Origin of the sequence: Exiguobacterium sp. s181, from assembly GCF_018617125.1 — a bacterium.
GTDB lineage: Bacteria > Bacillota > Bacilli > Exiguobacteriales > Exiguobacteriaceae > Exiguobacterium > Exiguobacterium profundum.
The window spans coordinates 415,720-438,933 of the sequence record NZ_JACSJM010000002.1 but is presented as its reverse complement, the minus strand read 5'-3'; the positions used below and the strand labels follow the sequence as shown (position 1 = coordinate 438,933).

The window sequence follows — 23,214 nt, the reverse complement described above, 5'->3', positions numbered from 1 at the left end:
TTTTACATGAGTAGTAATGATAAACCTGCTGTAATTAAACTGATGCCTCCGAACGTGAGTACGATGCGCCATTCTGACCACCCGACCATTTCGAAGTGGTGATGGATCGGACTCATCTTGAAGAGTCGTTTCCCCGTCGTTTTAAACGAGATGACTTGCAAGATGACGCTCAACGTCTCGATGACGAAGATGATGCCGACGAAGACGAGAAGTAATTCGAGCTTCAACATCAAAGCGAGTCCAGCGACGGCTCCGCCTAGTGCGAGCGAACCGGTGTCCCCCATGAAGATTTTAGCCGGATACTTATTGAAGACTAGGAACCCGATCAAGGCACCGACGACCCCAAACGCGAACCAAGCAATCCCAAGTTCATCTTGTGTAAGGGCGTAAATCCCAAAGAATGTGAACGTCGGGATGGCCGAGAACGAGACGAGTCCGTCTAATCCATCCGTCAAGTTGACAGCGTTCGAGAACCCGACGAGCCAGAAGATGACGATGGCGATATAGAACCATCCAGTATCGAACGAAATCGACGTGAACGGGATCGAGATTGATGTATCGAGGTCTCCTCCGAGTGACAAGAACCATGCAAACAATACCGATACCACGATTTGACCGATCAACTTCTGAAGGGACGTCAATCCGAGGTTTCGTTTATTGACGACTTTGATGTAGTCATCCAAGAAACCGATGACACCGAATGCCATCGTAACGAATAGAAGGGTACCGAATCCTGCGACCGCTTCGCCGAAGATGACGGATACGATGAATCCGACGAGGATGGCGAGCAGGATGACAATCCCACCCATCGTCGGTGTACCCGACTTCTTCTGGTGCCAACCTGGACCTTCATCACGAATCTCTTGTCCGAACTTTAATTGACGCAATGCTGGGATGGCTCGCGGCATCACGATCAAGACAGTTAATAATGAACTGATTAATACGATTAAACTAATTAACATGTTGCTACCTCACTACTCTATTTATTGAACAAGACGCTCAAGCGCCAGTCCTCGAGATGCCTTTAACAATACCACAGTATCCGGTCGTTGATAATGATGAAGGAGCGCCTTCGCTTCCTCAACTGTCGGGACCATTTTAACGTTCACTCGTGAATCTTGAATTCCGTCGGCAATCCATTTTGCTTTGTCGCCGACGAGAATACAATCGGTCACGGGAGACGCCACCGCGCCACCGACTTGTTCGTGTTGCATTTGTTCGTCGGCACCTAACTCGTACATATCTCCAAGGACGAGCACACGCTTCGAGAACCCTTCAAGCGACTTGACCGTCTCAATCGCTGCAATCATCGACGTCGGACTCGCGTTGTAGGCGTCGTTAATGAGGTGTGCTTCCCCGAACATCTGTTTTTCCATTCGCATCGACGTCAACTTGATTCGGTCTAGGCCACGTTGAATCATCGCATGATCGAGACCGAACGCAAGTCCACACGCAATCGCATAGGCTGCGTTTCGAATCTGATGGGCACCGAGCACCTTCAGTTCATACAAGTCCCCGTTATATTTAAAGATCGATGCGTCAAACGTCGTTTCGATCACTTCAATTTTCCCGTCTGCCGTCTCATCATATCCGACGCGATAGCCTTGACCAGAAAGAAGTGGCTCATCCGCATCGACGATCAAGCGACCGTTCGCTTTGAGACCTGCCTTGATCTCAAGTTTCGCCTTGGCGATACCTGTCCGCCCGCCGACTTGTTCACCGTGAGACTCCCCGATATTCGTCACAAACGCCACATCCGGCTTAGCAAGTTTTGACAACGTCTCGATTTGACCGAATCCGTTCATCCCCATCTCGAGGACGGCTACTTCCGTATCTCGCGGCATTCTGAGAACGGTAAGTGGTAAGCCGACGTCCGAGTTGAAATTTCCGGCTGTCTTATGCGTCTTGAACTTCTCCTCGAGCACGACAGCGACCATGTCTTTTGTCGACGTCTTCCCATTCGAGCCCGTAATGGCGACGACGAGCGGATTAATCTCTTCTAAATATCGGGCTGCTGCTGTTTGCAATGCCTCGACCGTCGATTTCACAGGGATGACAACCAGGTTGTCTGGTTGAGGGCGACCCTCTTCCCAGAACGTGACAATCGCACCCTTTTCAACGGCCGCCTCGATGTAGTCATGGCCGTCGACTCGCGCCCCGACGATTGGGACGAAGAGACCCGCCTCGTTTGCATCTCTCGAATCTGTGGCGACCCGTTCGACGAGACGCTCGTCATGTAGATCCATCCCAAACCATGATGCCAATTTTTGAACTGTCAGTTGTTCCATACAAACTTCCTCCTCTTACATAGGAAAAGAGAGCCGCAGCCCTCTTCATCTCGTGCGTTAATTCGACGGTGTCTCCAACTTCACTTTCAAGGAGGCACCTGTTTTGACCGGTTTCCCTTTGCCAATCGATTGCGATGTGACAAATCCGGTACCGTCGATTTCTAAATTTAATTGATAAAGGGTCGCTAAACGTTTGACGTCACGTAACGACCAACCTTTTAATGTAGGCATCGTAAACGACTCGCTCGTTTTTAGCAACAATCGTTCACCGACGACATACGATTGTCCTTTCACAGGACTCTGCGCGATCACTTCGTCTCCATCACCTAACACGATCGGATTGAAGGAATTCTCCGTCGATGCGTTCACTGCCTCTTCACGGTTTTGACCGATATAAGAAGACGTTGTCTTCGTCGAGGCTTCGACCGCTTTTTCTTGTTTTTCAGGCTCGACACTCCGGTAACGTAACGCGACATCCATCACGTCTTTGAAAAGTGGCGCCATGATTCGTGGCCCGGTCGTAGACGAGTCACTGTTCGGTCTGTCCACCGCGATATACATGACAAGTTCCGGATCGTCTTCCGGAGCCATCCCGACGAATGAGTGAATATACTGTCCACTCAAATATTTTCCGTTCTCGGCGATTTGAGCGGTACCGGTCTTTCCGACGACACGATAGTTGTCTAACGCATACAGTTGCCCGGTTCCCACATCGCTATTGACGACACCGTCGAGCGCTTCACGTGTCTTTTTGGCTGTCTCCGCCGTGATCGGTTGACCGACTTCTTTCGGATTGGTCGTCCGAATCGTTTCGCCGGTCTCGCTGTTGACGATTTTCTTGATGAGGTGCGGTTGCTTCATCGTCCCATCCGTTGCGATGGCCGATGTCGCTTGCAAAATTTGCATCGGTGTCACCGCTGTCGATTGTCCCCATGCCGTAATCAAGACGTTCATCGGACTTTCGAAATCGAATTGACTATTGACCTCTCCAGGCAAATCGATTCCTGTCCGCTGATCAAACTTGAAAGCTTTAAAGTAATCTTCATATCGACTGAGACCAAGTCGTTCGTTCGCTAAAATCGAGAATGCTACGTTCGACGAATGCCAGACGCCTTCTACCATAGGAATGGTACCCCATCCCGTAATGTTGTAATCATTGAAGACCGTCTTGCCATATTTGTATGAACCGGATTTGTACAGCTCATTCGGATTGTACACGCCTTCGTTGATGGCTGCCGCGAGCGTAAAGATCTTCATCGTCGATCCAGGTTCGAATCGAGACGAAACAGAGAAGTTACTGTACGAAGAAATCTCGCGTGTGTTCGGATCAAACGATGGTCGGTCCGATAGTGCGATGATCTCTCCCGTTTTCGGGTCCATGATGATTGCCGTCGCATGTTTCGGCTCATACTCCTCATACAACTCATTCATCTTCGTTTCGAGCAACTGTTGGATTCTGTGGTCGATTGTCAATTGGACGTCCGCCCCGTCTTCCGGTTCAATCTTCAACTGCTCGTCACTCGATATGAGTTCACGACCTGCCAAATCTTTCTCAAATCGATACAGACCGTACGATTCACTTAAAATATCATTCAGAGACTTTTCAATCCCTAATTCACCGACGAGTTCGATACGACCGTTCTGGTCAATTTTCTGGGCATATCCGATTACCGAGGAAGCAAATACTTTGTTCGGGTAATAGCGCTTCGGTTCCTCGACAAACGTGATGCCGTTTAGGTCGAATGCTTCGATCTCTTCTTTTTGTTCTACGGTCAAGTCACGACCGGGAACACCGAACTCGATTTGTCCAAGGTCGGCATTTTGTTCAAGCCGTTTCAATAAATCGGCTTCTGTCATAGGAAGCACGGTCGACAATTGCTTCGCCGCTTCGGCGAACTCATCGGGCATAAGCGTCTTCCCTTTGACCCGCTCACCACCGAGTTTCAAAACGGCAACGAGCCGGTATGATGGAATGTTGATGGCAATCGGTTGACCGAAGCGATCATATACCTCGCCCCGTTCCGCTTCTAACGTACTGACCGCTTTCCACCGTTGCTCTTCCGCGAATGCGAGCATGTTCTCCCCTTTGTACGTATGGGTGACGGATAAATAAAGGAACCATCCAACAAAAAATAAAAAGAGCGGGGTGAAGCAGACAATCGCTACCCACGCCACTCTTTTTTTACTCTGTTTTAAAGAATTCATCAATCAATCACCTTGACATTCTTTTCATTGAATTTCATTCCGAGCTTCTCGGCAATCGCATAAATTCTTTCGGGCGAGCTTAATTGGGCGATTTCATACTTTAGTTCTTCGTTTTCTTTTGCAACCCCGTCGACCTGCTGATTGACGGCTGCTGTATCACGCATAATATTATACGCTTCATTGTGCTTCGACACCGTGATGCCACCGAACATGACCACTGAACCAATCATCACTGGATACAGGATCGATTCAAACAAGGTCAAGGTGCGTCGTTTTGGAGCAGGTATTGGTCGTTCTTGCGGAATCGGATTTCGATTCGGTGTTACTTGAGGCTGCAACGCCTTACGGGCAGCTTCTGGCATCAGGTATCCCTCCTACACTCTCGGTTATTTTTGTTTTTCGGCCACTCTCAACTTAGCGGAGCGTGAACGACGGTTATCTTCAAGTTCTCCCTCACTCGCCACGATTGGCTTACGGGTGATGAGTTTGAGTTCCGGTTCAAATTCTTTCGGAATGACCGGCAACCCCGGTGGTAACGGTGGATGCTGGCTACGCTCTTTGAACACTTGTTTACAAATGCGGTCTTCTAACGAATGGAACGTGATGACACAGATGCGTCCGTTCACTGCGAGTAAATCAATCGCATCTTGAACGGCGCGGTCGAATACGTTCAACTCGTCATTGACGGCGATTCGAATCGCTTGGAACGTCCGCTTCGCCGGGTGTCCACCTTTTCGTCTAGCTGGTGCAGGAATCGCTTCTTTAATCAAGTCGACAAGCTCGAATGTCGTCTCAATCGGTTTATCGGCACGGGCTTGCTCAATCTTTCGTGCGATTTGCTTTGAAAACTTTTCCTCCCCGTATGTAAAGAAAATACGAGCAAGTTCTCCGAACGACCATTCATTCACAACATGATAGGCTGAAAAGTCCCGAGACCGGTCCATTCTCATATCGAGCGGTGCGTCATAGTTGTAACTGAACCCGCGCTCCGCTTCATCTAGCTGTGGCGAAGAGACGCCTAGGTCGAATAGTACACCGTCCACTTTTGTCACACCACGTTGGGCGAGTTCTTCCTTCAAGTGAACGAAATTGCTCTTTATAAACGTCACACGGCCTTCATAAGGAGCCAATCGCTCTTTCGCATGTGCGAGCGCGACGTCATCTTGGTCGAACGCATATAGTTGACCCGTCGTTAGACGCTTTGCGATTTCTTCACTATGACCCGCTCCACCTAACGTACAATCGACATATACTCCATCTGGTTTGATGTTCAATCCCTCAATGGACTCCATTTTTAAAACCGTTTCATGCTCAAACATTCAAAAAACCCTCTCAACCTACATATTTCAACTGTTTTATTACACTTACTTTATCATAAAAATGTCAAGGCCCGTACAGGTTTTTAGTGAAAAGAGGAAACAAAAAGGTAACAACGAAAAAAAAGCTCTCGACAAATGTCAAGAGCTCTCAAAAAAGATTATACATAGAACAAACATCGCTCCGCATCAGATTGTTCATAAACCTGTCTCAATCGTTTAAACACGTCTAGTCCGTGACGATTTAATATCGGAACCATCGAGATGATGCGCTCTTGAGGGGCATCCATCGGAAACAGCCGGGTCGACAGATGAATCCGTCGTGCATTCAAGCGATATTGTTCTCGCTTCGATTCAGCACGCATCTCATCCGCCAATCGCTCGAGCACATGTCTCGACTTCTCCTCAAATCGTCTTCCTTGTTTCCCTGCCTCATGACTGACGGCTTCTGTGAGCGTCCGATACGCATATAGCTTTTCTTCAAACGCTTCATCGTCAAATGCATGATCCGGGAGCGGTTGCTTCATATACTCCTCCAATGTCACGCTTTCTTGACGAAGCTTCTTCTCATCATTTCTTGACACGATCAACGCACCAAGACGTGGCAAGAGAAGCGGCATCTTCCATCCCATCTCGTGGAAGAGCGGTCGAAGCTGGAGCCAATAGGCAATTTCACCGGGACCTGCCACATACCCAACAGTCGGGAACAGGAAATCCTGCATGAGCGGACGGGAGACCACGTTATTTGAGAAACGTTCCGGATGCGCCTCTATCTCTGTGAGCAGTTCGTCTTCAGTGAAGCGATGTCCTCGCTTTGTCGTGAACACCCCATCGACCTTCGTGAGCAGCTCTCGTGTCCCATCGTGATAAAACAGATGGGACGCATCTCTGTTCAAGTCGACCGATGGCATCCCTTCTTCATACGCATGACCGAGCGCTTCATGGAGCTTGTCATGATACTCGATGAGACTTCGGAACATCGGTCGTTCGAGAGCCCGTACGTCTTTCGCATGCGGGTCAAACAATAAAAAGTCAGACCCGACGAATCGCCGCATCATGCCACCGAAAAAGTGAGCGAACGAACGACTCGCTTGAATGAGGTCAATCAGCTCACGATACAAATGCGATGTATACGGTGTCTCAGTTTCATTCAATAGCAGACGTTGCGCCATTTGAACAAGTTCGAGTTTTACCCGTTCGAACTCTAAGTCCCCTACCGATGCTTTTCCTGCAAGCGGTAACGATGACAAGGCATCTTTTTTCAACGTCCTCGAAAACGCCTGTGTCGTGTAGACATGGTTGATTTCAGCAAAGTCATGGTCTTCCGTCGCCATCCAGAAAACAGGAAGGACCGGTTTCCCTAATTTCGCTTCGGCCTGCTTCGCCCGTTTGATGACCGCTAACAGTTTGTATACGGCAAATAAAGGTCCTCCGTATACGCCGACCTGTTGCCCCGTCACGATCACGTACGCTTTTCGCTGAGCGAGTAACTCCAGATTCGCTTCCAACTCTTCCGAAAGTTCCCCGAACTGTTCTTGTTGCCCCTTGATTATCTCGACGAGCTCCGGCAGATGCTCATAGGTGCGCCCTGAGACCTCCTCGGCACGTTTTTCGATTTCATCCATCCCTCGATAATCGAGCCAGCGACCATATCCATGACTGATTTGAATCATCGGTGATGTGGATGCATATAGCGCATCAAATGCTTCTACCTTCACGTATAACAACTTCCTTTCAATCAATCAACGAATCATGCCTTGGGCTACACCGATCGCGAATAAAATGGCGTGGGTCGGGACAAGTAACAAGAAGAGTAACCGCCAGCCATGCACGAACATCTTCGTGAACAGCACTTCCTCATAACGAATCCGCTGCCAAATCGCGTTGATCGGGAAAATCGCACAGCAGGCTGCGAGCAATAATAGCAACATATCCGTCCCGACGATGGCCTCAAGTAAAATACTGCAAGCGTAAAACCAAAGGATGACCCCGGCATCGCATGCGAGTTTGAATGAGTTGATTGATTTCGGCATAATTTTTCTAAGTATCATATACACCATAAACCATAAGATGAGTGGAAATGAAACGATATACACTAACACGATGCGCTCGCTCCTAGAATCAGTTTATGTAATAGCGGAATGACAGTGAGAGAAATCTGCATCTGTTTGGCTTTCTCAATCACCGGTTTCAAAATCGCATCCACCTCTGTCGGCCGACCTTCTTCAACATCGCGCAACATCGAGGAGCGATTCTGTGCGGTACGTTCGATAATCGTCTCGATGTAGGAAAATGAGACTTGCTGCGCAAACAAAGGCACCAACTCATCGTAAATCGATTGTGCGATTTCTCGATATGGTGAGCCGGCGAGGGCTCCATTCGGGACCCGGCATAATGCCGTTATGGGATTGATGATGGCATTAGCAAACAATTTTTCAATGACGACTTGTTCAATATCTTCTTCCCACACGATGTGAAGTGGGCTCTCTTGAAATGATAGAGGATGGAGCCCCGACGTACTTCCAATTCGAATCCGTCCGAGTCCACGATGCTCAACCTCATGACCACGCTTCGTCACCCCATGCTCGACGACACCTAAATGAAATCCTCGACGTTTCGCATATTCCAGATGGGCAATCCCGTTCGAACAAATAAAGACGGGCACCTTACCCGAGAGTCGGGCCGTCGCTTCCTCGACTTGATGGGCTTTCGTCGTGACAAAAAAAAGATCCTCGTCCGTTTCCTGAAGCGTCTGACTTGACCGTAACGACACACGTGCCGTCCCTTCCGTCACGCCGGTCCGTGTGATGAAAAGTGGATCAGATGACCCGATCCTTCCGTAGAGCGTCACGTCGTAATCGTCTGCGAGCACAGATGCCATCAATAATCCGACCGCTCCGTTTCCTATGATACCAATTCGTTTGATGGAGTTCATCATGGCCCTCCTCCTATTCGAACTATTTTCGCACAAAAAGTTTACCACATCTTTTCACCATGACCCAAAAATGACAAACAAAAAAGGAGTAACCTGAGAACAGGTCACTCCTTCAAGCATTATTTGCTTGTTACTTCTTTACCGTTGTAATGTCCGCAAGATTTGCAAACACGGTGTGAAAGTTTCATTTCGCCACAGTTCGGGCACTCGTTCATACCAGGTACGTTGAGTTTGAAGTGAGTACGACGAAGACGTTTGCGAGTTTTCGACGTTCTACGGAATGGTACTGCCATCGTTGTCCACCTCCTTGATAAGTTAACCTTCCCCGTTCTCTTTTTTCGAGAACAGGTCGGCTAGTCCCGCGAAACGCGGGTCAATTTTTGGTTGGGCTTCGGGCTGTTCGTCAGTGAGCGTCCAGCCTTCTCCTTCAACCTGAGTTTTGTCTGTTTCGTTCCCATAAACTTGCATCGGGACGTCTAACATGATGAGCTCTTTTACAATCGGTACAAGACTGATCGTATTTCCTTCTGGCAAATTCACGTCATCGAATTGCTCCGTATAACGCCCATTCTCCAAAAAGAAAGGCTCGAGCGATTCAATATCGAATTCATAAGTGACATCTTCTAACGTTCGCGCATCTGGCAACGTCAGGTCACCTTGAATCTTCAGATTGAATGTAACTTGATTAGATGTGAACGATGCATCCCCGTGCACATGCACCGGGCGAATCGAACGGATATCCGGATGGAGCTGAGTCAGCTCTGGTAGTTCTACCATCTCATCGATTGTAAAACCGTCACCCTGGTTTCGGAGCTTAAGTAGCTGTGCAATAGACCATTTCATCCGAATCACCTCAATTGCAACAATATGAATTATAGATAGGCCAACTTGTTTTGTCAATGTTTTTTCTTTACACTAAAATCAGTTGACGACGGCGCTTTGCCAAAGCGTACTTACTCATCTTACACCAATCCATACGACAATGCAAAGGAGTAAATCATGCAAAAGACGGCCATTATTGCAGAGTACAACCCGTTTCACAACGGGCACTATTATCAAGCGCAAACTGCACGTCACGAAACCGGGGCTGATGTCATGATTGCCATCATGAGTGCCCAGTTCACTCAACGGGGCGAACCCGCCTCGTTCGACAAGTGGAAACGGGCTAAGGCTGCCGTCGAGAGCGGTGCGATCGATCTTGTCATCGAGCTACCGACCCAATACGGGGTCCAACGCGCCGACCGTTTCGCTAAAGCCTCCGTCTCGATTGCTGAACAGCTCCGTTGCCAGACGCTATCGTTCGGGAGTGAGAGCGGGGATATAGATGCAATCCTCCATGCAGCCCGTTCACATGTCGAAGAGACGTCACGTTACAAAGAGGCGCTTAAAGAAGCGCTACAAGAAGGGCACTCGTCCGCGCAAGCTTCGAGTCGAGCTTTTCGGACCGTCTATCCCTCGTTTGATTTGACGCGACCAAACAACATTTTGGGCTATCATTACGCCAAAGCAGCAAAGATGATTCAGTTACATACAGTCAAACGGCTCGGGGCTGATTATCACGATCCTTCATTAATGGACGTCATGTCGGCAACGGGTATTCGGGCTCATTACCTAGACACCGGTGAAGTTCGTGCCGTTCCGGCATCGACTGAAGCGATGTTTCGGACACAACCGATGACACATTGGGAACACTATTGGCCCGTCTTACAATTCAAACTGAGAACCTTGCCACTCCACACATTGACGGAGCTCGTAGGAATTGATGCTTCTCTCGCACCTCGTCTTAAGCAGGCGGGAGTCGAGTCTTCATTCGAACGTGCACTTGCTACCGTGTCGACACGCCGCTACACGCGTACCGCCATTCAGCGGGCGTTCGTCGCCGTACTGCTTCACTGGTTAAAAGACGAGGCACCGACACGCTTTGACGAAGTCCCTTACGTGAGACCGCTCGCCTTCAACGATCTCGGACGACTTGCGTTACGAGATGTGAAGGATGACGTGCCACTCGTCAGTAAGTTCGATGCCCGGCTCGATTTCGAAGCTCGTGTCACCGAAGCATATCGACTCCCGCTTCAAGATGATGCATTGATCGAGCACCGGCAACGCCCTCAGTTCATCTCTTCTAAATAACGAATCGCATCCTCGACGGTCTTGACAGGGACGACTTCAATGTCACTGTTTAGGCGGTCTCGTGATTCCAGCGCCTCTTCATAATTTGAACCGGCCGGCACAAAGAAGACTTCCGCTCTTTCCTCGTCGGCGGCGACAATTTTCTGCCATGCACCTCCGATAGGTCCGACATTCCCTTCCTCATCGACCGTTCCGGTTCCGGCAATCCGTTTTCCATTTGCCAAGTCACCTGGCGTCAATTGATCATAGATTTCTAATGTGAACATCAATCCTGCAGACGGACCACCGACATTCGTCAAAGCGACATCGACTTCAGGATCAGCTGTGATTTCTTGAACGGGAAGCGGCTCATAGATTCCAATCCCGACACGATCCCCACTTTGATCGATCGGCTGAATGAGCGTTTGCACGACACGTTCTTCGCCGTCTCGTTCAATCGTCAACTCCACTTCATCGCCCGCCTCAAATTCCGATATGCGATTCAAAAAGTCGACGCGAGTGGCAAAGGACATCCCATCGATGGCCGTGATGACATCACCCGGCTTCAACACATTTGCCGCAAGGGACCCAGGAATCGGAGCAGATACATAAATTCCCTCGAAATCAACCGTCACGTCTTGATCTGCTAACTGATAGGCGTATTGGATTGCTGCTTGTTGAGAGGAGTCCATCAATAATTGTTGGCGACGTTCATAGTCTGCCTCACTCTCTCCATCATATAAATAGCGACTGGATAAATTCGCTTCCGTGAACGGGGTCACCCAACTTTCCGCTAACCAAAACGGAGTCGCACGGCGTTGTGAGATCGTCACCATCATCAGTTCCCCATCCTCTTTTTCGCCACCTTGGACGGTCAGGAACTCTTCAATTGAGGTCGCCGCTCCGGGTGAAGAGATGTAGTAAGGAAGTGGGACGAACAGGAAGAGAAGAACTGTGACGAGTAAACCGAGACCGATCTTTAACGATTTCATTGTCCCGAACTCACTTGATACTTTTTACGTAAGGCAATTTCAACCTGTTCCGGTACGAGCTCACTGACCGATGCCCCATATTTCGCCACTTCTTTGACAATCGACGAGCTGAGGAACGAATATTGACTATTCGTCATCATGAACAACGTCTCGACGTTCTCATTCAATTTTTTGTTAATTGATGCGATTTGAAGCTCGTATTCGAAATCTGAGACTGCACGGAGCCCACGGACGATCGTCGCCGCTTCCCGCTCTGCGGCGTACTCGACAAGCAATCCACCGAACGCGTCGGCCGACACGTTTGGCAGATGTGTCGTCACGTCTCGGATCAGTCCCAGTCGTTCTTCCACATCAAACAATGGGGCCTTGCTTGAATTTTCAAGGACGGCGACAATGACCTCGTCAAAAATGGCCGCCGCTCGTTCAATAATATCTAGATGTCCGTTCGTGATGGGGTCAAAGCTACCCGGACAAATCGCAATCCGTTTCATCGTGTCACTCCTCTGATGCGTACTCATAGAAACTGATGGTGATGACATCTGAGTATCGCTGTTCTTTAATTCGTTCAAATCGTCCTACTCGTTCCGGTAACGTCACGTCGCTGCCGTGTTCACAGACGACTACGCCGATATCCATCAAGAGATTCGACTCATCGATCATTTGTAAGAACGCCACATGTTCTTCCGCATGATACGGAGGATCCATAAAGATGAGCTTAAATTGTTCCTGTTGAACCTTGAGCTGTTCGAGTACCGCCTTGGCGTCTTGACGATATACTTTCCCTTTCACTTCATAATGGGTCGCTCGTAAATTCTCTTGAATCGTTTGGACGGCTTTCGGTTGACGATCGACAAAAATAGCTTCGTCACAACCTCGTGATAACGCCTCGATTCCGAGCCCACCACTGCCCGCGTACAGGTCTAGTGCTTTCCCGCCTGAAAAATAAGGTCCGATGATGTTGAATAACGATTCCTTCACTTTATCGGTCGTCGGCCGTGTCGCCGTTCCTGGGACCGCTTTTAAACGGGTCCCTTTTCGTTCTCCAGATATGACACGCATGTCTTTCCCTCCAGCAGAAAAGATGAAGGTGATGCCACCTTCATCTTTTTGTTTATTTCGATTTTGTCTCGTACGTTTCGGAAATGAATGGGCGTTCGCTTCGAACGACCGCTTCCACAAACGGCAATGCTTTCACTTGTTCGAGTACGGCTTCATGACCTTCGAGGTCAGTATAAAGAAACGCATACTTCTCTCGTTTTGAGACAAAGTAAAGATTCGCATAACGTCTTAACGCTTTCACTTGTTTCAAGGAATTCACGTATACGACGAAGCCAATCCGTTCATTCAACTTAGACGGCGCATCCACAACTTCCGCCTCCTCCGCAGCTACCTCCACCAGAACATCCACCTTCATCAAAGAATGGATTACCGGTCGGGACCTTGATTTTAGGAGAGACTGAATGAGCGAGTAGTTCACTCACTTCCCCTAACAACTTATCCAAGCTTCGTTCCGCTTTTTTGAACGCAGCGATTTCCGGCTGAACATCGAGACGACGTTTGATGAGATGCATCTCTTTTTTGATGCGGTCGTGGTCCGGATGATGCTTTCCGAATCGCTGGACATACTCATAGTCCTCTTTCATCTTCAAGAACTCACGCTCGATTTCCTTTGCTTCTTGTGATGCGAGACGTGCCGCTTTCGTTTGAATATATGTTTGAAACGATTCGCTTGCTTCAATCAAATCGGTCAATTCTTCTGTTTGATCGAGCAGGGCAATCGTCTGTTCAGTGATTATCATACCCCTCACCCTTTCTGCCATGATTTTACCACAATTGTTTCCCTATGTAAGCAATCCACACTATAATTGAAGTTGACCGCAAGGCGTTCCATGTAGAAAGGAAGTGAACAGACGCAACCGATGCGTCTACGTATGAAAAAAGTTTCTTTTAATATGATCCGATCGGCCGGTATCAAGACGGATTATGCGAAACCCGAATATTATTTCGATCAGCTCGATAAGGTTCGCGCTGCCGACCTCGTCCTGTTCCCTGAATATTGGATGGTCAATTCCATCATCTACGGGATGAATAAAGCAATCTTCCCATCACCTGCGACTTATCACCTCGGGCACGACAAGATCGAGATGACGCGCGCCTTTAAAGCGACATATCCGCATCGGATTCCGAAGACATTGATTTATGGAAAGAACCCATACACGATTGAACGCGTGTTGGAAGAATTCCACTACCCGTTCGTCGCCAAAAAAGCCAAATCCTCAATGGGTCAAGGGGTATGGTTAATCAAAAATGACCAAGACTGGTTAGAATACGTCGAGAATCATGATACGTTCTATGTCCAAGAGTTCATCCCGAATGATCGCGACTTACGCATCATCGTGATTGGAGAAGAGGTAGTCGGTGCCTATTGGCGTGTCAGTGAGGCTTTTTTAAACAATGTCGCTCAAGGGGCTAACTTCTCGTACGAAGACATCCCGGAAGACGTCGTCCAAGAAGTTCAATCGATTGCCAACACGTTATCTATCAATCACGCAGCGTTTGACGTCATCGTGACGGAAGAAGGATTTTACATTTTGGAATTCAACGTCTTTTTCGGATCAGAAGGACTGCTACCTCTTGGCGTGAAACTCCCTCAAAAAATCGAGGAATACTTAAATTCACTCGGCTGATTAATCGTTCATCTTTTTTTCACAATTTGAACACACGTTATTCCAAGAACGTTTTTGAATATGGTATGATGACATATGAGGTTTATTCGAAAAGGGGGATTATGATGAAATTTGAGCAGTTCCACATCGAGGGAAAAGAAATCCGTTTTGGTTTGCTCGAGACGATCATGGATCATCATCATTTCATCCGTGAAGGTGCTTGGGATTACGAGCGTGCCACGTATGACATGAAATATGAGAAACAATCGACTGGCGAAACATTCTATCTTCGCTTACCTGTATACGCGATCGAAGGTCAAATCGAAGATCGTCACGCTGTTGTCAAAATGCTTACACCGATTTTAGGAAAGCATTATTATCCACACGGTGTTGAATACGATGAAGTCTTCCCAGAAGAAATCGTCCGCGACTGTGAGCGCCGTCTAAAAGCACTCGCAGAAACATTAGAAGTCAAACCCCTTGCATAAGCGAAGGGGTTTTTCTTATAGGCTCACATAAGTCGAGTCAAACGTTGTTTGGCAATTTACGCCGACAAGTCCTTTGATTCGATGATCACGCACCCTTTACTTTTATAATATATAATCATATCTTCTATTTTTTTCAAATCGTAGCTCGTGATGCAATCCGAGAAGACGCTAACGGCATAGTCAGATTTCCGCAGATTGTAGCAAGTCGACTTCACACAGGCGGTCGCATCAGCCCCAGTGATATAAAACGTATCGATGTGATGCTGTTCAATGAACGTCACAAACGCTTCGCTCGTCAAAGCGTTGCCCTTGTATTTTGTAAACACGTGATCGGACACGAGCTTCAAATCTGGTGCTAATTCCGCTCCTCGCGTTCCTGTTTTGAACGTTCTCGTCCCCGCCGATAAATTTTCATGCCGGATATAGACGATATGTAATTTCTTTTTGACCGCCCAATCGATTGCTTTATTGATGTTGTCGATGATTGCTTTGTAATTTTTCGTGATGTCATTTTGAATGTCAATAACGACTAAAGCCTGGTTCTGCATATTTCACCCTCCTCCATTTCTAAAAACGAACATTTGTTCGATTTAGTATTTAGTATAGCAAAGTTCGCCTCTGGAAGATATAGTCATGAGAAACACAGCGTCGAGCATATAAAAAAAGAGGCCCTTTGCGGGTCCTCCTTTATGTCATGTCGCAATGACGGTCAACGTCACATCGACTTGACCGAGCAATAAATCGAATTGGTCTCGAACATAGCGATACAATCGCTCTGCCTCGACGAGTGATAATGGTGCAATGATTTGATAATCATAGTGGTCTTTCGAGCGAGAGACGACTTTCACTTCTTTCAAGCCGAATTCAATCGCGCTACACGCGATCAAATCTTCAATCGCCCGTTCTGCAATCGTCACGTCTCCGTATGAATAGTCATTCCCAATCACAGCCATCGTATCGTTCATGGTGATCACTCCTTTTCATTCGCGAGCACTTTAACGTCCTCCATGATAGATTCGATATCGACCGGTTCATCCCCTGCCGTTGCCATCTGCGCGACAGCCCGGACATCATGATGGCGGTCGATGACGTACATCGTCGTCGCATGCGTCACGAGTCCGCTGTTCGCCTTCGAATAATAGAACTGTAGCTGGCGCGTGATCCGATCGATGTCTACCTGGTCTCCCGTCAACATCTTCCATCCAGTCGGCTCCGCTTGGAATGCTTCCCCGTAATTTTTCAGAACGGGCACGGTATCCACCTCCGGGTCAACCGTGATCGCAACGAGTTCTACGTCCGATCCGTATAAGTTCTCTTTTTTCAATTCTTTTTCGAGCTTCATGAAATCACGTAACGTGAGCGGACAAATATCTGGACAGTTCGTATAGAAGAACGTCACAATCTTCACTTTTCCGTTGTCGGAATCATAGGTCTCTTCATTTAATGCGTTCGTTAATGTGAACGGGGTTGGCTCTTGAATGACGGGTAGGTCGTCTTGATTGAAGAAAACAAAATACACGGCTACTCCGATGACGACAAGCGTCAAGACGGTCAAACCGACCGTCAAATAGCTATTCCGTTTCATACAGTTCTCCCTCTCTATGGATCATCCTCCGATTATCGCGCGGAATACGTTCGTCGTTTCACCTGGGTCATATGCCACATAGAGAAGAATGTAAACCGTCACACCCGTAATGGCCGTGAAGAACCAGACGACTGACGCTTTCGGTCCGATTTTCCGGTGTTTCTCGATCTTGTTTTTATAACCGAGATAGAGCGTAATCAATCCGAGGATACCACCTGTTGTCGCGAGAAGAATATGGAAAATCATAAAACCGAGATAGAACGGCTTCACTGAATCCGGTCCTCCGAATGCCGTGTTGCCGACAAAAATGGTACGTGAGACGTAAAGGATGAAGAACGTCGTCGCTGCAATCGCGGCGGCCGTCATCACCTTTTTATGTTTTTCGATGTTGCTGCGGTCTTTTGCGATAATCACCCACCCGATGGCGACAAGAATCGCACTGATGACGATGAATGACACACTAATTAAGGCAAGATAGTTCATCAATGTTTCCCCTTTATGTTCTGTTTAATTTTTTTCATTTGTTTCTTGCGGAGTGAATGACATGCCTTCATCAAGAGCAAGCGATTTCGTCCGACGCACCCAGCCGAAGAACGTCCAGCCGAAGAAGAAGCCGTACACGATCTCTTGACCGAGCTTCATGAGAACCCCACCGAATCGTTGATCTTCGAGCGCGCTGTTCGTCGCTCCCATCAACGCCTCTAAATCGATTCCAGAAACGTCACCGTTCGGGAGACAGTAGCCAAGGACTGTCGCAAACGTCTGCGGGTCCGTATACGCATTATAGAGCGTCGTTTGACTGAAGATGATGAGCGCACAGGCAGGTGTCAATAAGACCCCGTTGGCGATAATGTACACCATTCGTTTCAAATCGGACATGCCTTCCTCTTCGTCTGAGACGAGTGGAACGATGACCGGATACCACATCGTCAAACTAAAGACGAGAAGGGCACCGTGGAAAATCCGGTGAACGCCATAGTTCGTCAAGACGTAGTCAAATACGACCGGCATATGGTAAATCGAGAACAATGCGTTGAATAAAATAAGCGCAATCAGTGGCTTCGTCAAAAACTTGAACGTCGGCCCAATCCATTTGAAGCTAAGTACTTTTTCAAACACCCAGTACGGTAGACCGTAAACGACGAGTGCCGGTGCCAAAATATAGACGAGCACCATTTGGAACATATGCACCGATAAAATGATATGTGCCATGACATCGATTGGACTTCCAAAACCGATGTAATACAAAACAATCGCAAACAACATACTAAACTTTTGTAATAACGTGGTCGAGGCATATCCTCGCTTCGCCATTCTCTCTGTCACGACGGCGTATAACACATAAATCCCGACCATGAGCAATCCGAACAGCGGACTCCATAACGTGAGCCAATCAAATTGATTGAGCAGCTCCGACGTATTCCAGAGCATCCGTTCACCCCTTTTCTTTCTCTCCCTAACCTTTGAAACCGTTCACTTCAAGATTACTATTCATTCATTTTTGAAGTAAAGGAAAAAGGACCGAATCATCCGTGTTTCCACAGATGTTCAATCCTTTGTCACAATTACCAAATGAGTAAGCGGAGTGCAGCGACCGTGATGATGGCGACAAAGATGCCTAGCCACATCATGACAACGATCCATGTGTTCCCACGGTTATTCATATGCATGAAGATATATAACTGTAGGAAGACTTGGATGACCGCCAAGATGATTAAGAAACCACCTGCTGCCCACACTGGCATCAATTCCGCATAGACGGCGCCGAATGCCACGAATGTGAGTAAAATCATCATTGCGAAACTGATCAATTGAAGCTGATACTCACGTTTCGACTCTGCTTTTACTTCAAGCTCTAACTGCTTGTGAGATTCGTTCATTACTCGTTTTTCCATATTAGTTCACCATCCCTAAGAGGTAGACGATTGAGAAGATGAAGACCCAAACAACGTCGATAAAGTGCCAATATAGACTCGATACATAGAACTTTGGTGCATTGTATACATCGATCGGACGGTTCCAGTTACGAATCAAGAGTGTCGTAATCCAGAGGAGACCGAACGTTACGTGCGCACCGTGGAAACCAACCAACGTATAGAAGGCTGAACCGAATGCGCTCGATGTGAACGTGTGACCGATGTGGTAGTAGTGAATGAACTCGTAAATCTCAGCACCAAGGAAGCCGGCACCAAGAAGGAGTGTGACAATCAACCAAAGCTTCATACGCCCTGGATTGTTTGCTTTCATGTTCATCATCGCAAGGACACTTGTAAGTGAACTTGTGAGGAGGAGCATCGTCATGATGAAGACGAGCTCCATTTCGAAAATGTTATACGAACGTAATTCCTCTGGCGCACCAGAGTTCAAGAGACCAACGTATGTTCCAAAGAGCGAGGCGAAGAGGACTGTCTCTCCACCAAGGAAGAACCAGAAGGCCACATATTTATTTTTCCCTTCCAGTGTTGCTTTCTCTGGATTGGCCGGGATACCGGTCACTGGGTGTTTTTCAACTGCATGTGCCATTTATTGTTCTCCTTTCTCACGAATCGCTTTCAAGTCTGCTTCGACTTGTGACTTCGGAATGTAGTAGCCGTGATCGTCAATCCAAGAACGTAGGAACATCGAGACGAACGTCATCGCTAATCCAAATCCAATCAATGACCAACCGACGACCGTGTTATCCATCTGGAAGATGGCACCGAGTCCTGCGATAAAGAGGCCGAGTGACATGAAGAACGGAATGAGCGAGTTATTCGGCATGTGAATGTCCGAAACTTCCTCAGCGACTGACACGCGTTTGTTGCCTGCCATTTTCTCGAGCCAGAACGTATCAAGTCCTTTGACGAGTGGTGTTTGTGCAAAGTTGTACTCTGGAGTCGGAACAGGAAGTGTCCACTCAAGCGTACGTCCGTCTCCCCAGTGGTCTGGTTTGACGCGGTCTTTCGATAAGAAAGCTTTCACAACAGCGATGAGCAAGACAATCGTTGACACACCCATGAAGAATGCACCGATTGTCGAGAGCATGTTGAGTGTATCCCAACCTTGACCATCGAGGTATGTGAAGACTCGACGTGGCATACCGAACAATCCGAGGAAGTGTTGCGGGAAGAACGTCAAGTGGAACCCGATAAAGAACAACCAGAACTGCCAGTATCCAAGCTTTTCAGAAAGGGCTTTTCCGAACATGAGTGGGAACCAGTAGTAAAGTCCTGCGAAGAGACCGTATACAACCCCACCTACGATAACGTAGTGGAAGTGAGCGACAACGAAGTAGCTGTCGTGGTACTGATAGTCAGCCGGTGCGACTGAAAGCATAACCCCTGTCATCCCACCAACGAGGAATGAAGGAATGAACGCGACTGAGTAAAGCATGGCGACGTTGAATTTAATTTGACCGCCCCACAGTGTGAAGAGCCAGTTAAAGATTTTAACACCCGTTGGTACGGCAATCGCCATCGTTGCAACAGCGAAAATCGAGTTGGCAACTGGACCAAGACCGACTGTGAACATGTGGTGAACCCAAACCATGAATCCAAGGAAACCGATGAGCATTGTCGCGAAGACCATCGTCGTGTAACCGAAGAGGCGTTTACGTGAAAATGTCGGAATGATTTCCGAGAAAATACCGAATGCCGGTAAGATCAAGATGTATACTTCCGGGTGACCGAAGATCCAGAAAAGGTGTTCCCAGATGACAACGTTCCCGCCAAGTGCCGGGTCAAAATAAGCAGCTCCGAAGAGTCGCTCGAACATCAACATGAACAATCCGACCGTAAGTGGTGGGAATGCGAAGACGATCAATGCCGATGCAACGAAAGTCGTCCATGTGAAGAGTGGCATACGCATGAGTTTCATTCCTGGCGCACGCATGTTCAAGATGGTGACGAGGAAGTTAATCCCGGCCATCAATGAACCGAAACCTGAAATCTGAAGACCGAGAGTGTAGAAGTCTACCCCTGTCGCTTCCGGTTGTGTTGAAAGTGGAGCGTAAGCCGTCCACCCTGCATTTGGTGCTGCTCCGAAGAACCAGCTCAAGTTAAGCATGACTCCACCGAAGAAGAACAACCAAAAACCTAATGAGTTAATGAATGGGAACGCAACGTCGCGTGCCCCGATTTGAAGTGGTACGACGGCGTTCATGAAACCGAATAGCATCGGCATGGCCGCAAGGAAGATCATCGTCGTCCCGTGCATCGTAATCAACTGGTTAAACGTCTCACCGCTGACGAAATCGTTCATTGGTTTGACGAGTTGCCAACGAATCAGTAATGCTTCAATTCCACCGAGAAGGAGGAAGAAGATTCCTGAGAACAAATACAAAATACCGATTTTTTTGTGGTCAACCGTCGTAATCCAATCCATGATGCCATTGTATTTACGCGATTGCTGCATTGCAGTGGTCTGTGCCACGTGAAATCCCCCTTTTCCCGTTAGTCAATCTTCTGCTCATACAAGAAGTCAACGAGTGCATCTAATTCTTCGTTGCTGATTTGACCTTCATTGAATCCTGGCATAAGAGCCCCTTGTTTCTTCTCTTGCGGGTCACGAATCCACTCTTTCAAGTTGTCCTCGTTGTTTTCGAGGTAACCTGCGAGCCATTCACGATCACCGAAGTTCGTCAAACTTGGTGCCACTTTACCGCCGCCGTGACAGCTTAAGCAGCTTTGGACATACACTTCTTCACCTGTCGTCAAGTTCGTGTTGTCTGCGACGAGTTTCTCACCGTTCTCGTCTTGCTTGGCTTTCATGTCAGCGAGCCATTGATCATATTCTTCTTGCTCGAGCGCGATGACTTTAAAGTCCATAAGGGCATGTGACGGACCGCAAAGCTCAGCACATTTCCCGTAGTAAGTACCTGGTTCATTTGCATGTAACCACATTTCGTTATCAAGTCCTGGGTTCGTATCTGTCTTACCAGATAAAGCTGGTACCCAGAATGAGTGAATGACATCTTTAGACGTCAAGTTGATGCCGACTCGTTTTCCGACTGGAATGACGAGCTCTTGCCCTGTCACAACACCTGCTTCTGGATATTCAAATTCCCACCAGTACAAGTTAGCTGTAACGTTGATTTCTTCTTCTTTTTTCGCTTCTTTCGCTTTCGCGAGTTCGACAGTCGTCGTGATTGTCGGAACAGCGAGAATGATGAGAAGGATAATCGGAACGACTGTCCAAATCATCTCGAGTGTACTGCTACCTTCAACTTGCTTCGGAATCGATTCATCTTTCCGACGGAACTTCATGAGCACGTACACGTAAATGACCGAGACGATGATGAGTACGAAGAGCATGATCGCCAAACTGATGAGAATGATGCGGAGCTGAAGCTCAGCCCCTTCTCCCATCGGCTTCAATGCAGACAATCCCTCTTGACCGCAACCTGATAACAGGACTGCGAACATCATCATCGGGACGATGCCAAACAGAAGCTTCTTAAATGATTTCACAACAATCCCCACTTTCTCCCAAAATGATGTGTAATGGTTTTCTATATAGTGAGTGCGATCACCAGAGTGCTGTCAAAATCAGCGCGATAATCCACACGACTAAATAAATTAATGAATAGAAGAACATTTTGTTTGCCCACTTGATTTCATCCTCGGCGTTGAATCCTTTCAACCCGAGATACAACCAGTAGCCCCCTAAACCGGCTGCGACTGTCAAGTAAACAAGACCATAGTGCATAAATAAGAGCGATGCCGGAATCAGCGTCGCAATCCACCAGATGATTTGCCGTTTCGTGATGGCAAATCCGTTCACGACCGGAAGCATCGGAATGCCTGCCGCTCGATACTCTTCCGTCCGTCGCATGGCGAGCGCCAGGAAGTGTGGTGGTTGCCATAAGAACATGACAAGGAACATGAGCCACGCATCGATATGAAGTGTCGGATCGAGTGCTGCCCAACCGATGAGCGGTGGAACGGCTCCTGAAATACTACCGACGACCGTATTGAGCGTACTCGTACGCTTCAGCCACATCGTATAAATCACGACATAAAAAAATGCCCCGATTAAACCGAATACTGCGGCGACGTACGATACAAGGAGCAATAGTAGTGTTCCGATTGCAAGTTGTGTCAATCCAAGGAGTAAAATCTTCTCTCCTGAAATCTTGCCGGTTACACTCGGTCGATTGTCCGTACGATCCATTAAGTAATCGATATCTCGGTCCACAAAGTTGTTTAGGTAACAACTCCCCGAAATCACGAGTGCGCTTCCTAACATCGTTAATAAGAGCTGTGGCCAAACTTCAAACAAGTAAAGGACTGGCGTATCGCTCTGGTACGTCGCTGCCACGAAGAATCCTGCAAACACCAACAACAGGTTGGCGCGAACGATTCCCATCTTCGCTAAGGCGACGTAATCTCGGAATGACGTTGATTCTGTATACTCTACATCTACCATCATCCCTGGGTTGACTTTTGTCATACTGACCCCCCCCACATAATCACGAAATCCTCGCATTCTCTTCACAGAAAAAACACAATATGAACAAAATACACTTAACTCTCTACAAAGATACCATATTTTTTTATAAAATACGCCCTTTATGCTTGTAAAATAGCGAGTTTTTTGTGTCAATAGTGTGATATTTGTCACACCTTATGTGCTTTACTAATATTAGAATAA

At 47.7% G+C, this 23,214-nt stretch carries 28 protein-coding genes; 3 read left to right on the top strand and 25 right to left on the bottom strand.

Annotated features, from left to right (window positions below; genetic code table 11):
- Positions 1–2 precede the first annotated feature (2 nt).
- The 10 genes from mraY to KNO70_RS08570 form a co-directional block, all read right to left on the bottom strand.
- A complete protein-coding gene (gene mraY, locus KNO70_RS08615) occupies positions 3–962 on the bottom strand; it encodes a phospho-N-acetylmuramoyl-pentapeptide-transferase (protein WP_078146648.1) in 960 nt (319 codons plus the stop codon).
- Between the two features lie 21 nt (positions 963–983).
- Positions 984–2,288 (bottom strand): UDP-N-acetylmuramoyl-tripeptide--D-alanyl-D-alanine ligase, encoded by a 1,305-nt coding sequence (locus KNO70_RS08610; RefSeq protein WP_214812177.1) that lies wholly within the window; start codon positions 2,286–2,288, stop codon positions 984–986.
- 57 nt (positions 2,289–2,345) lie between these two features.
- Complete coding sequence (locus KNO70_RS08605; protein ID WP_078146646.1) at positions 2,346–4,493, bottom strand: penicillin-binding protein; 2,148 nt, start codon at positions 4,491–4,493, stop codon at positions 2,346–2,348.
- Entirely contained in the window at positions 4,493–4,855 is a 363-nt protein-coding gene (ftsL, locus tag KNO70_RS08600) for a cell division protein FtsL (protein WP_015881305.1), read from the bottom strand. The genes KNO70_RS08605 and ftsL overlap by 1 nt, the downstream gene beginning before the upstream one ends.
- Positions 4,856–4,879: 24 nt before the next feature.
- Complete coding sequence (gene rsmH, locus KNO70_RS08595; protein WP_015881304.1) at positions 4,880–5,812, bottom strand: 16S rRNA (cytosine(1402)-N(4))-methyltransferase RsmH; 933 nt, start codon at positions 5,810–5,812, stop codon at positions 4,880–4,882.
- A gap of 158 nt (positions 5,813–5,970) precedes the next feature.
- Positions 5,971–7,527, bottom strand: a complete 1,557-nt coding sequence (gene bshC / locus KNO70_RS08590; RefSeq protein WP_214812175.1) for a bacillithiol biosynthesis cysteine-adding enzyme BshC — start codon at positions 7,525–7,527, stop codon at positions 5,971–5,973.
- Positions 7,528–7,551: 24 nt separating this feature from the next.
- The gene (locus tag KNO70_RS08585; RefSeq protein WP_015881302.1) at positions 7,552–7,911 is read right to left on the bottom strand and encodes a DUF3397 domain-containing protein; all 360 of its coding nucleotides are present in this window, start codon (positions 7,909–7,911) and stop codon (positions 7,552–7,554) included.
- On the bottom strand, positions 7,905–8,747 hold the full coding sequence (locus KNO70_RS08580) for a ketopantoate reductase family protein (RefSeq protein WP_214733668.1): 843 nt from the start codon (positions 8,745–8,747) through the stop codon (positions 7,905–7,907). Before KNO70_RS08580 ends, KNO70_RS08585 begins: the two co-directional genes overlap by 7 nt.
- Positions 8,748–8,863: 116 nt before the next feature.
- Complete coding sequence (gene rpmF / locus KNO70_RS08575) at positions 8,864–9,037, bottom strand: 50S ribosomal protein L32 (RefSeq protein WP_015881300.1); 174 nt, start codon at positions 9,035–9,037, stop codon at positions 8,864–8,866.
- A 22-nt stretch (positions 9,038–9,059) separates the two neighbouring features.
- On the bottom strand, positions 9,060–9,587 hold the full coding sequence (locus KNO70_RS08570) for a YceD family protein (protein WP_214733667.1): 528 nt from the start codon (positions 9,585–9,587) through the stop codon (positions 9,060–9,062).
- A gap of 156 nt (positions 9,588–9,743) precedes the next feature.
- Here KNO70_RS08570 and KNO70_RS08565 point away from each other — a divergent pair, with 156 nt between their 5' ends.
- Positions 9,744–10,874: a tRNA(Met) cytidine acetate ligase gene (locus tag KNO70_RS08565; protein WP_214812172.1), complete on the top strand. Its 1,131-nt coding sequence runs from the start codon at positions 9,744–9,746 to the stop codon at positions 10,872–10,874.
- Here the strand turns inward: KNO70_RS08565 and KNO70_RS08560 are convergent.
- The 5 genes from KNO70_RS08560 to KNO70_RS08540 are packed head-to-tail and all read right to left on the bottom strand — an operon-like array spanning position 10,853 to position 13,644.
- Positions 10,853–11,845, bottom strand: coding sequence for a SepM family pheromone-processing serine protease (locus KNO70_RS08560; protein ID WP_214757142.1), 993 nt, complete (start codon positions 11,843–11,845; stop codon positions 10,853–10,855). The genes KNO70_RS08565 and KNO70_RS08560 overlap by 22 nt on opposite strands.
- Positions 11,842–12,336, bottom strand: a complete 495-nt coding sequence (coaD, locus tag KNO70_RS08555) for a pantetheine-phosphate adenylyltransferase (RefSeq protein WP_015881296.1) — start codon at positions 12,334–12,336, stop codon at positions 11,842–11,844. The genes KNO70_RS08560 and coaD overlap by 4 nt, the downstream gene beginning before the upstream one ends.
- A gap of 4 nt (positions 12,337–12,340) precedes the next feature.
- The gene (gene rsmD / locus KNO70_RS08550) at positions 12,341–12,904 is read right to left on the bottom strand and encodes a 16S rRNA (guanine(966)-N(2))-methyltransferase RsmD (RefSeq protein WP_078146640.1); all 564 of its coding nucleotides are present in this window, start codon (positions 12,902–12,904) and stop codon (positions 12,341–12,343) included.
- A 52-nt stretch (positions 12,905–12,956) separates the two neighbouring features.
- Entirely contained in the window at positions 12,957–13,211 is a 255-nt protein-coding gene (locus KNO70_RS08545) for a YlbG family protein (RefSeq protein ID WP_143406649.1), read from the bottom strand.
- The gene (locus KNO70_RS08540) at positions 13,195–13,644 is read right to left on the bottom strand and encodes a YlbF/YmcA family competence regulator (RefSeq protein ID WP_015881293.1); all 450 of its coding nucleotides are present in this window, start codon (positions 13,642–13,644) and stop codon (positions 13,195–13,197) included. The genes KNO70_RS08545 and KNO70_RS08540 overlap by 17 nt, the downstream gene beginning before the upstream one ends.
- 132 nt (positions 13,645–13,776) lie before the next feature.
- Here KNO70_RS08540 and KNO70_RS08535 point away from each other — a divergent pair, with 132 nt between their 5' ends.
- Complete coding sequence (locus tag KNO70_RS08535; RefSeq protein ID WP_240499802.1) at positions 13,777–14,532, top strand: ATP-grasp domain-containing protein; 756 nt, start codon at positions 13,777–13,779, stop codon at positions 14,530–14,532.
- Positions 14,533–14,636: 104 nt separating this feature from the next.
- On the top strand, positions 14,637–14,999 hold the full coding sequence (locus KNO70_RS08530; protein ID WP_015881291.1) for a YugN family protein: 363 nt from the start codon (positions 14,637–14,639) through the stop codon (positions 14,997–14,999).
- Between the two features lie 56 nt (positions 15,000–15,055).
- On the opposite strand, the gene KNO70_RS08525 is transcribed toward KNO70_RS08530, so the two are convergent.
- From KNO70_RS08525 to cyoE, 10 genes are all read right to left on the bottom strand, one after another.
- Positions 15,056–15,547 (bottom strand): cysteine hydrolase family protein, encoded by a 492-nt coding sequence (locus tag KNO70_RS08525; protein WP_078146637.1) that lies wholly within the window; start codon positions 15,545–15,547, stop codon positions 15,056–15,058.
- Between the two features lie 144 nt (positions 15,548–15,691).
- Positions 15,692–15,964, bottom strand: a complete 273-nt coding sequence (locus KNO70_RS08520) for a hypothetical protein (protein WP_078146636.1) — start codon at positions 15,962–15,964, stop codon at positions 15,692–15,694.
- 5 nt (positions 15,965–15,969) lie between these two features.
- Entirely contained in the window at positions 15,970–16,584 is a 615-nt protein-coding gene (locus KNO70_RS08515) for an SCO family protein (protein ID WP_015881288.1), read from the bottom strand.
- A 21-nt stretch (positions 16,585–16,605) separates the two neighbouring features.
- Positions 16,606–17,067: a DUF420 domain-containing protein gene (locus KNO70_RS08510; RefSeq protein WP_015881287.1), complete on the bottom strand. Its 462-nt coding sequence runs from the start codon at positions 17,065–17,067 to the stop codon at positions 16,606–16,608.
- Between the two features lie 24 nt (positions 17,068–17,091).
- Complete coding sequence (locus KNO70_RS08505) at positions 17,092–18,015, bottom strand: cytochrome c oxidase assembly protein (protein ID WP_078146635.1); 924 nt, start codon at positions 18,013–18,015, stop codon at positions 17,092–17,094.
- 134 nt (positions 18,016–18,149) lie between these two features.
- Positions 18,150–18,479 (bottom strand): cytochrome C oxidase subunit IV family protein, encoded by a 330-nt coding sequence (locus KNO70_RS08500; protein ID WP_078146634.1) that lies wholly within the window; start codon positions 18,477–18,479, stop codon positions 18,150–18,152.
- Position 18,480: 1 nt separating this feature from the next.
- Positions 18,481–19,107: a cytochrome (ubi)quinol oxidase subunit III gene (locus KNO70_RS08495; RefSeq protein WP_015881284.1), complete on the bottom strand. Its 627-nt coding sequence runs from the start codon at positions 19,105–19,107 to the stop codon at positions 18,481–18,483.
- Positions 19,108–20,976, bottom strand: a complete 1,869-nt coding sequence (gene ctaD, locus KNO70_RS08490; protein ID WP_214687954.1) for a cytochrome c oxidase subunit I — start codon at positions 20,974–20,976, stop codon at positions 19,108–19,110.
- A 38-nt stretch (positions 20,977–21,014) separates the two neighbouring features.
- The gene (gene coxB, locus KNO70_RS08485) at positions 21,015–21,992 is read right to left on the bottom strand and encodes a cytochrome c oxidase subunit II (protein WP_078147917.1); all 978 of its coding nucleotides are present in this window, start codon (positions 21,990–21,992) and stop codon (positions 21,015–21,017) included.
- A 97-nt stretch (positions 21,993–22,089) separates the two neighbouring features.
- Positions 22,090–23,013 carry a heme o synthase gene (gene cyoE / locus KNO70_RS08480; RefSeq protein WP_015881281.1) on the bottom strand — a complete coding sequence of 308 codons (924 nt, stop codon included), beginning with the start codon at positions 23,011–23,013 and terminating at the stop codon, positions 22,090–22,092.
- Between the last annotated feature and the right edge of the window lie 201 nt (positions 23,014–23,214).

Coding starts and splice junctions, on each gene's coding strand:
- KNO70_RS08565 (WP_214812172.1), top strand. CDS start 9,744: ATGCAAAAGACGGCCATTATTGCAGAGTACAACCCGTTTCACAACGGG.
- KNO70_RS08605 (WP_078146646.1), bottom strand. CDS start 4,493: ATGAATTCTTTAAAACAGAGTAAAAAAAGAGTGGCGTGGGTAGCGATT.
- cyoE (WP_015881281.1), bottom strand. CDS start 23,013: ATGACAAAAGTCAACCCAGGGATGATGGTAGATGTAGAGTATACAGAA.
- rsmH (WP_015881304.1), bottom strand. CDS start 5,812: ATGTTTGAGCATGAAACGGTTTTAAAAATGGAGTCCATTGAGGGATTG.
- KNO70_RS08610 (WP_214812177.1), bottom strand. CDS start 2,288: ATGGAACAACTGACAGTTCAAAAATTGGCATCATGGTTTGGGATGGAT.
- KNO70_RS08495 (WP_015881284.1), bottom strand. CDS start 19,107: ATGGCACATGCAGTTGAAAAACACCCAGTGACCGGTATCCCGGCCAAT.
- ftsL (WP_015881305.1), bottom strand. CDS start 4,855: ATGCCAGAAGCTGCCCGTAAGGCGTTGCAGCCTCAAGTAACACCGAAT.
- KNO70_RS08570 (WP_214733667.1), bottom strand. CDS start 9,587: ATGAAATGGTCTATTGCACAGCTACTTAAGCTCCGAAACCAGGGTGAC.
- mraY (WP_078146648.1), bottom strand. CDS start 962: ATGTTAATTAGTTTAATCGTATTAATCAGTTCATTATTAACTGTCTTG.
- KNO70_RS08530 (WP_015881291.1), top strand. CDS start 14,637: ATGAAATTTGAGCAGTTCCACATCGAGGGAAAAGAAATCCGTTTTGGT.
- KNO70_RS08500 (WP_078146634.1), bottom strand. CDS start 18,479: ATGGAAAAACGAGTAATGAACGAATCTCACAAGCAGTTAGAGCTTGAA.
- KNO70_RS08515 (WP_015881288.1), bottom strand. CDS start 16,584: ATGAAACGGAATAGCTATTTGACGGTCGGTTTGACCGTCTTGACGCTT.
- KNO70_RS08540 (WP_015881293.1), bottom strand. CDS start 13,644: ATGATAATCACTGAACAGACGATTGCCCTGCTCGATCAAACAGAAGAA.
- ctaD (WP_214687954.1), bottom strand. CDS start 20,976: ATGCAGCAATCGCGTAAATACAATGGCATCATGGATTGGATTACGACG.
- KNO70_RS08520 (WP_078146636.1), bottom strand. CDS start 15,964: ATGAACGATACGATGGCTGTGATTGGGAATGACTATTCATACGGAGAC.
- rsmD (WP_078146640.1), bottom strand. CDS start 12,904: ATGCGTGTCATATCTGGAGAACGAAAAGGGACCCGTTTAAAAGCGGTC.
- KNO70_RS08580 (WP_214733668.1), bottom strand. CDS start 8,747: ATGATGAACTCCATCAAACGAATTGGTATCATAGGAAACGGAGCGGTC.
- KNO70_RS08505 (WP_078146635.1), bottom strand. CDS start 18,015: ATGCTCTGGAATACGTCGGAGCTGCTCAATCAATTTGATTGGCTCACG.
- KNO70_RS08525 (WP_078146637.1), bottom strand. CDS start 15,547: ATGCAGAACCAGGCTTTAGTCGTTATTGACATTCAAAATGACATCACG.
- rpmF (WP_015881300.1), bottom strand. CDS start 9,037: ATGGCAGTACCATTCCGTAGAACGTCGAAAACTCGCAAACGTCTTCGT.
- coxB (WP_078147917.1), bottom strand. CDS start 21,992: ATGATGATGTTCGCAGTCCTGTTATCAGGTTGCGGTCAAGAGGGATTG.
- KNO70_RS08560 (WP_214757142.1), bottom strand. CDS start 11,845: ATGAAATCGTTAAAGATCGGTCTCGGTTTACTCGTCACAGTTCTTCTC.
- coaD (WP_015881296.1), bottom strand. CDS start 12,336: ATGAAACGGATTGCGATTTGTCCGGGTAGCTTTGACCCCATCACGAAC.
- KNO70_RS08510 (WP_015881287.1), bottom strand. CDS start 17,067: ATGAACTATCTTGCCTTAATTAGTGTGTCATTCATCGTCATCAGTGCG.
- KNO70_RS08535 (WP_240499802.1), top strand. CDS start 13,777: ATGAAAAAAGTTTCTTTTAATATGATCCGATCGGCCGGTATCAAGACG.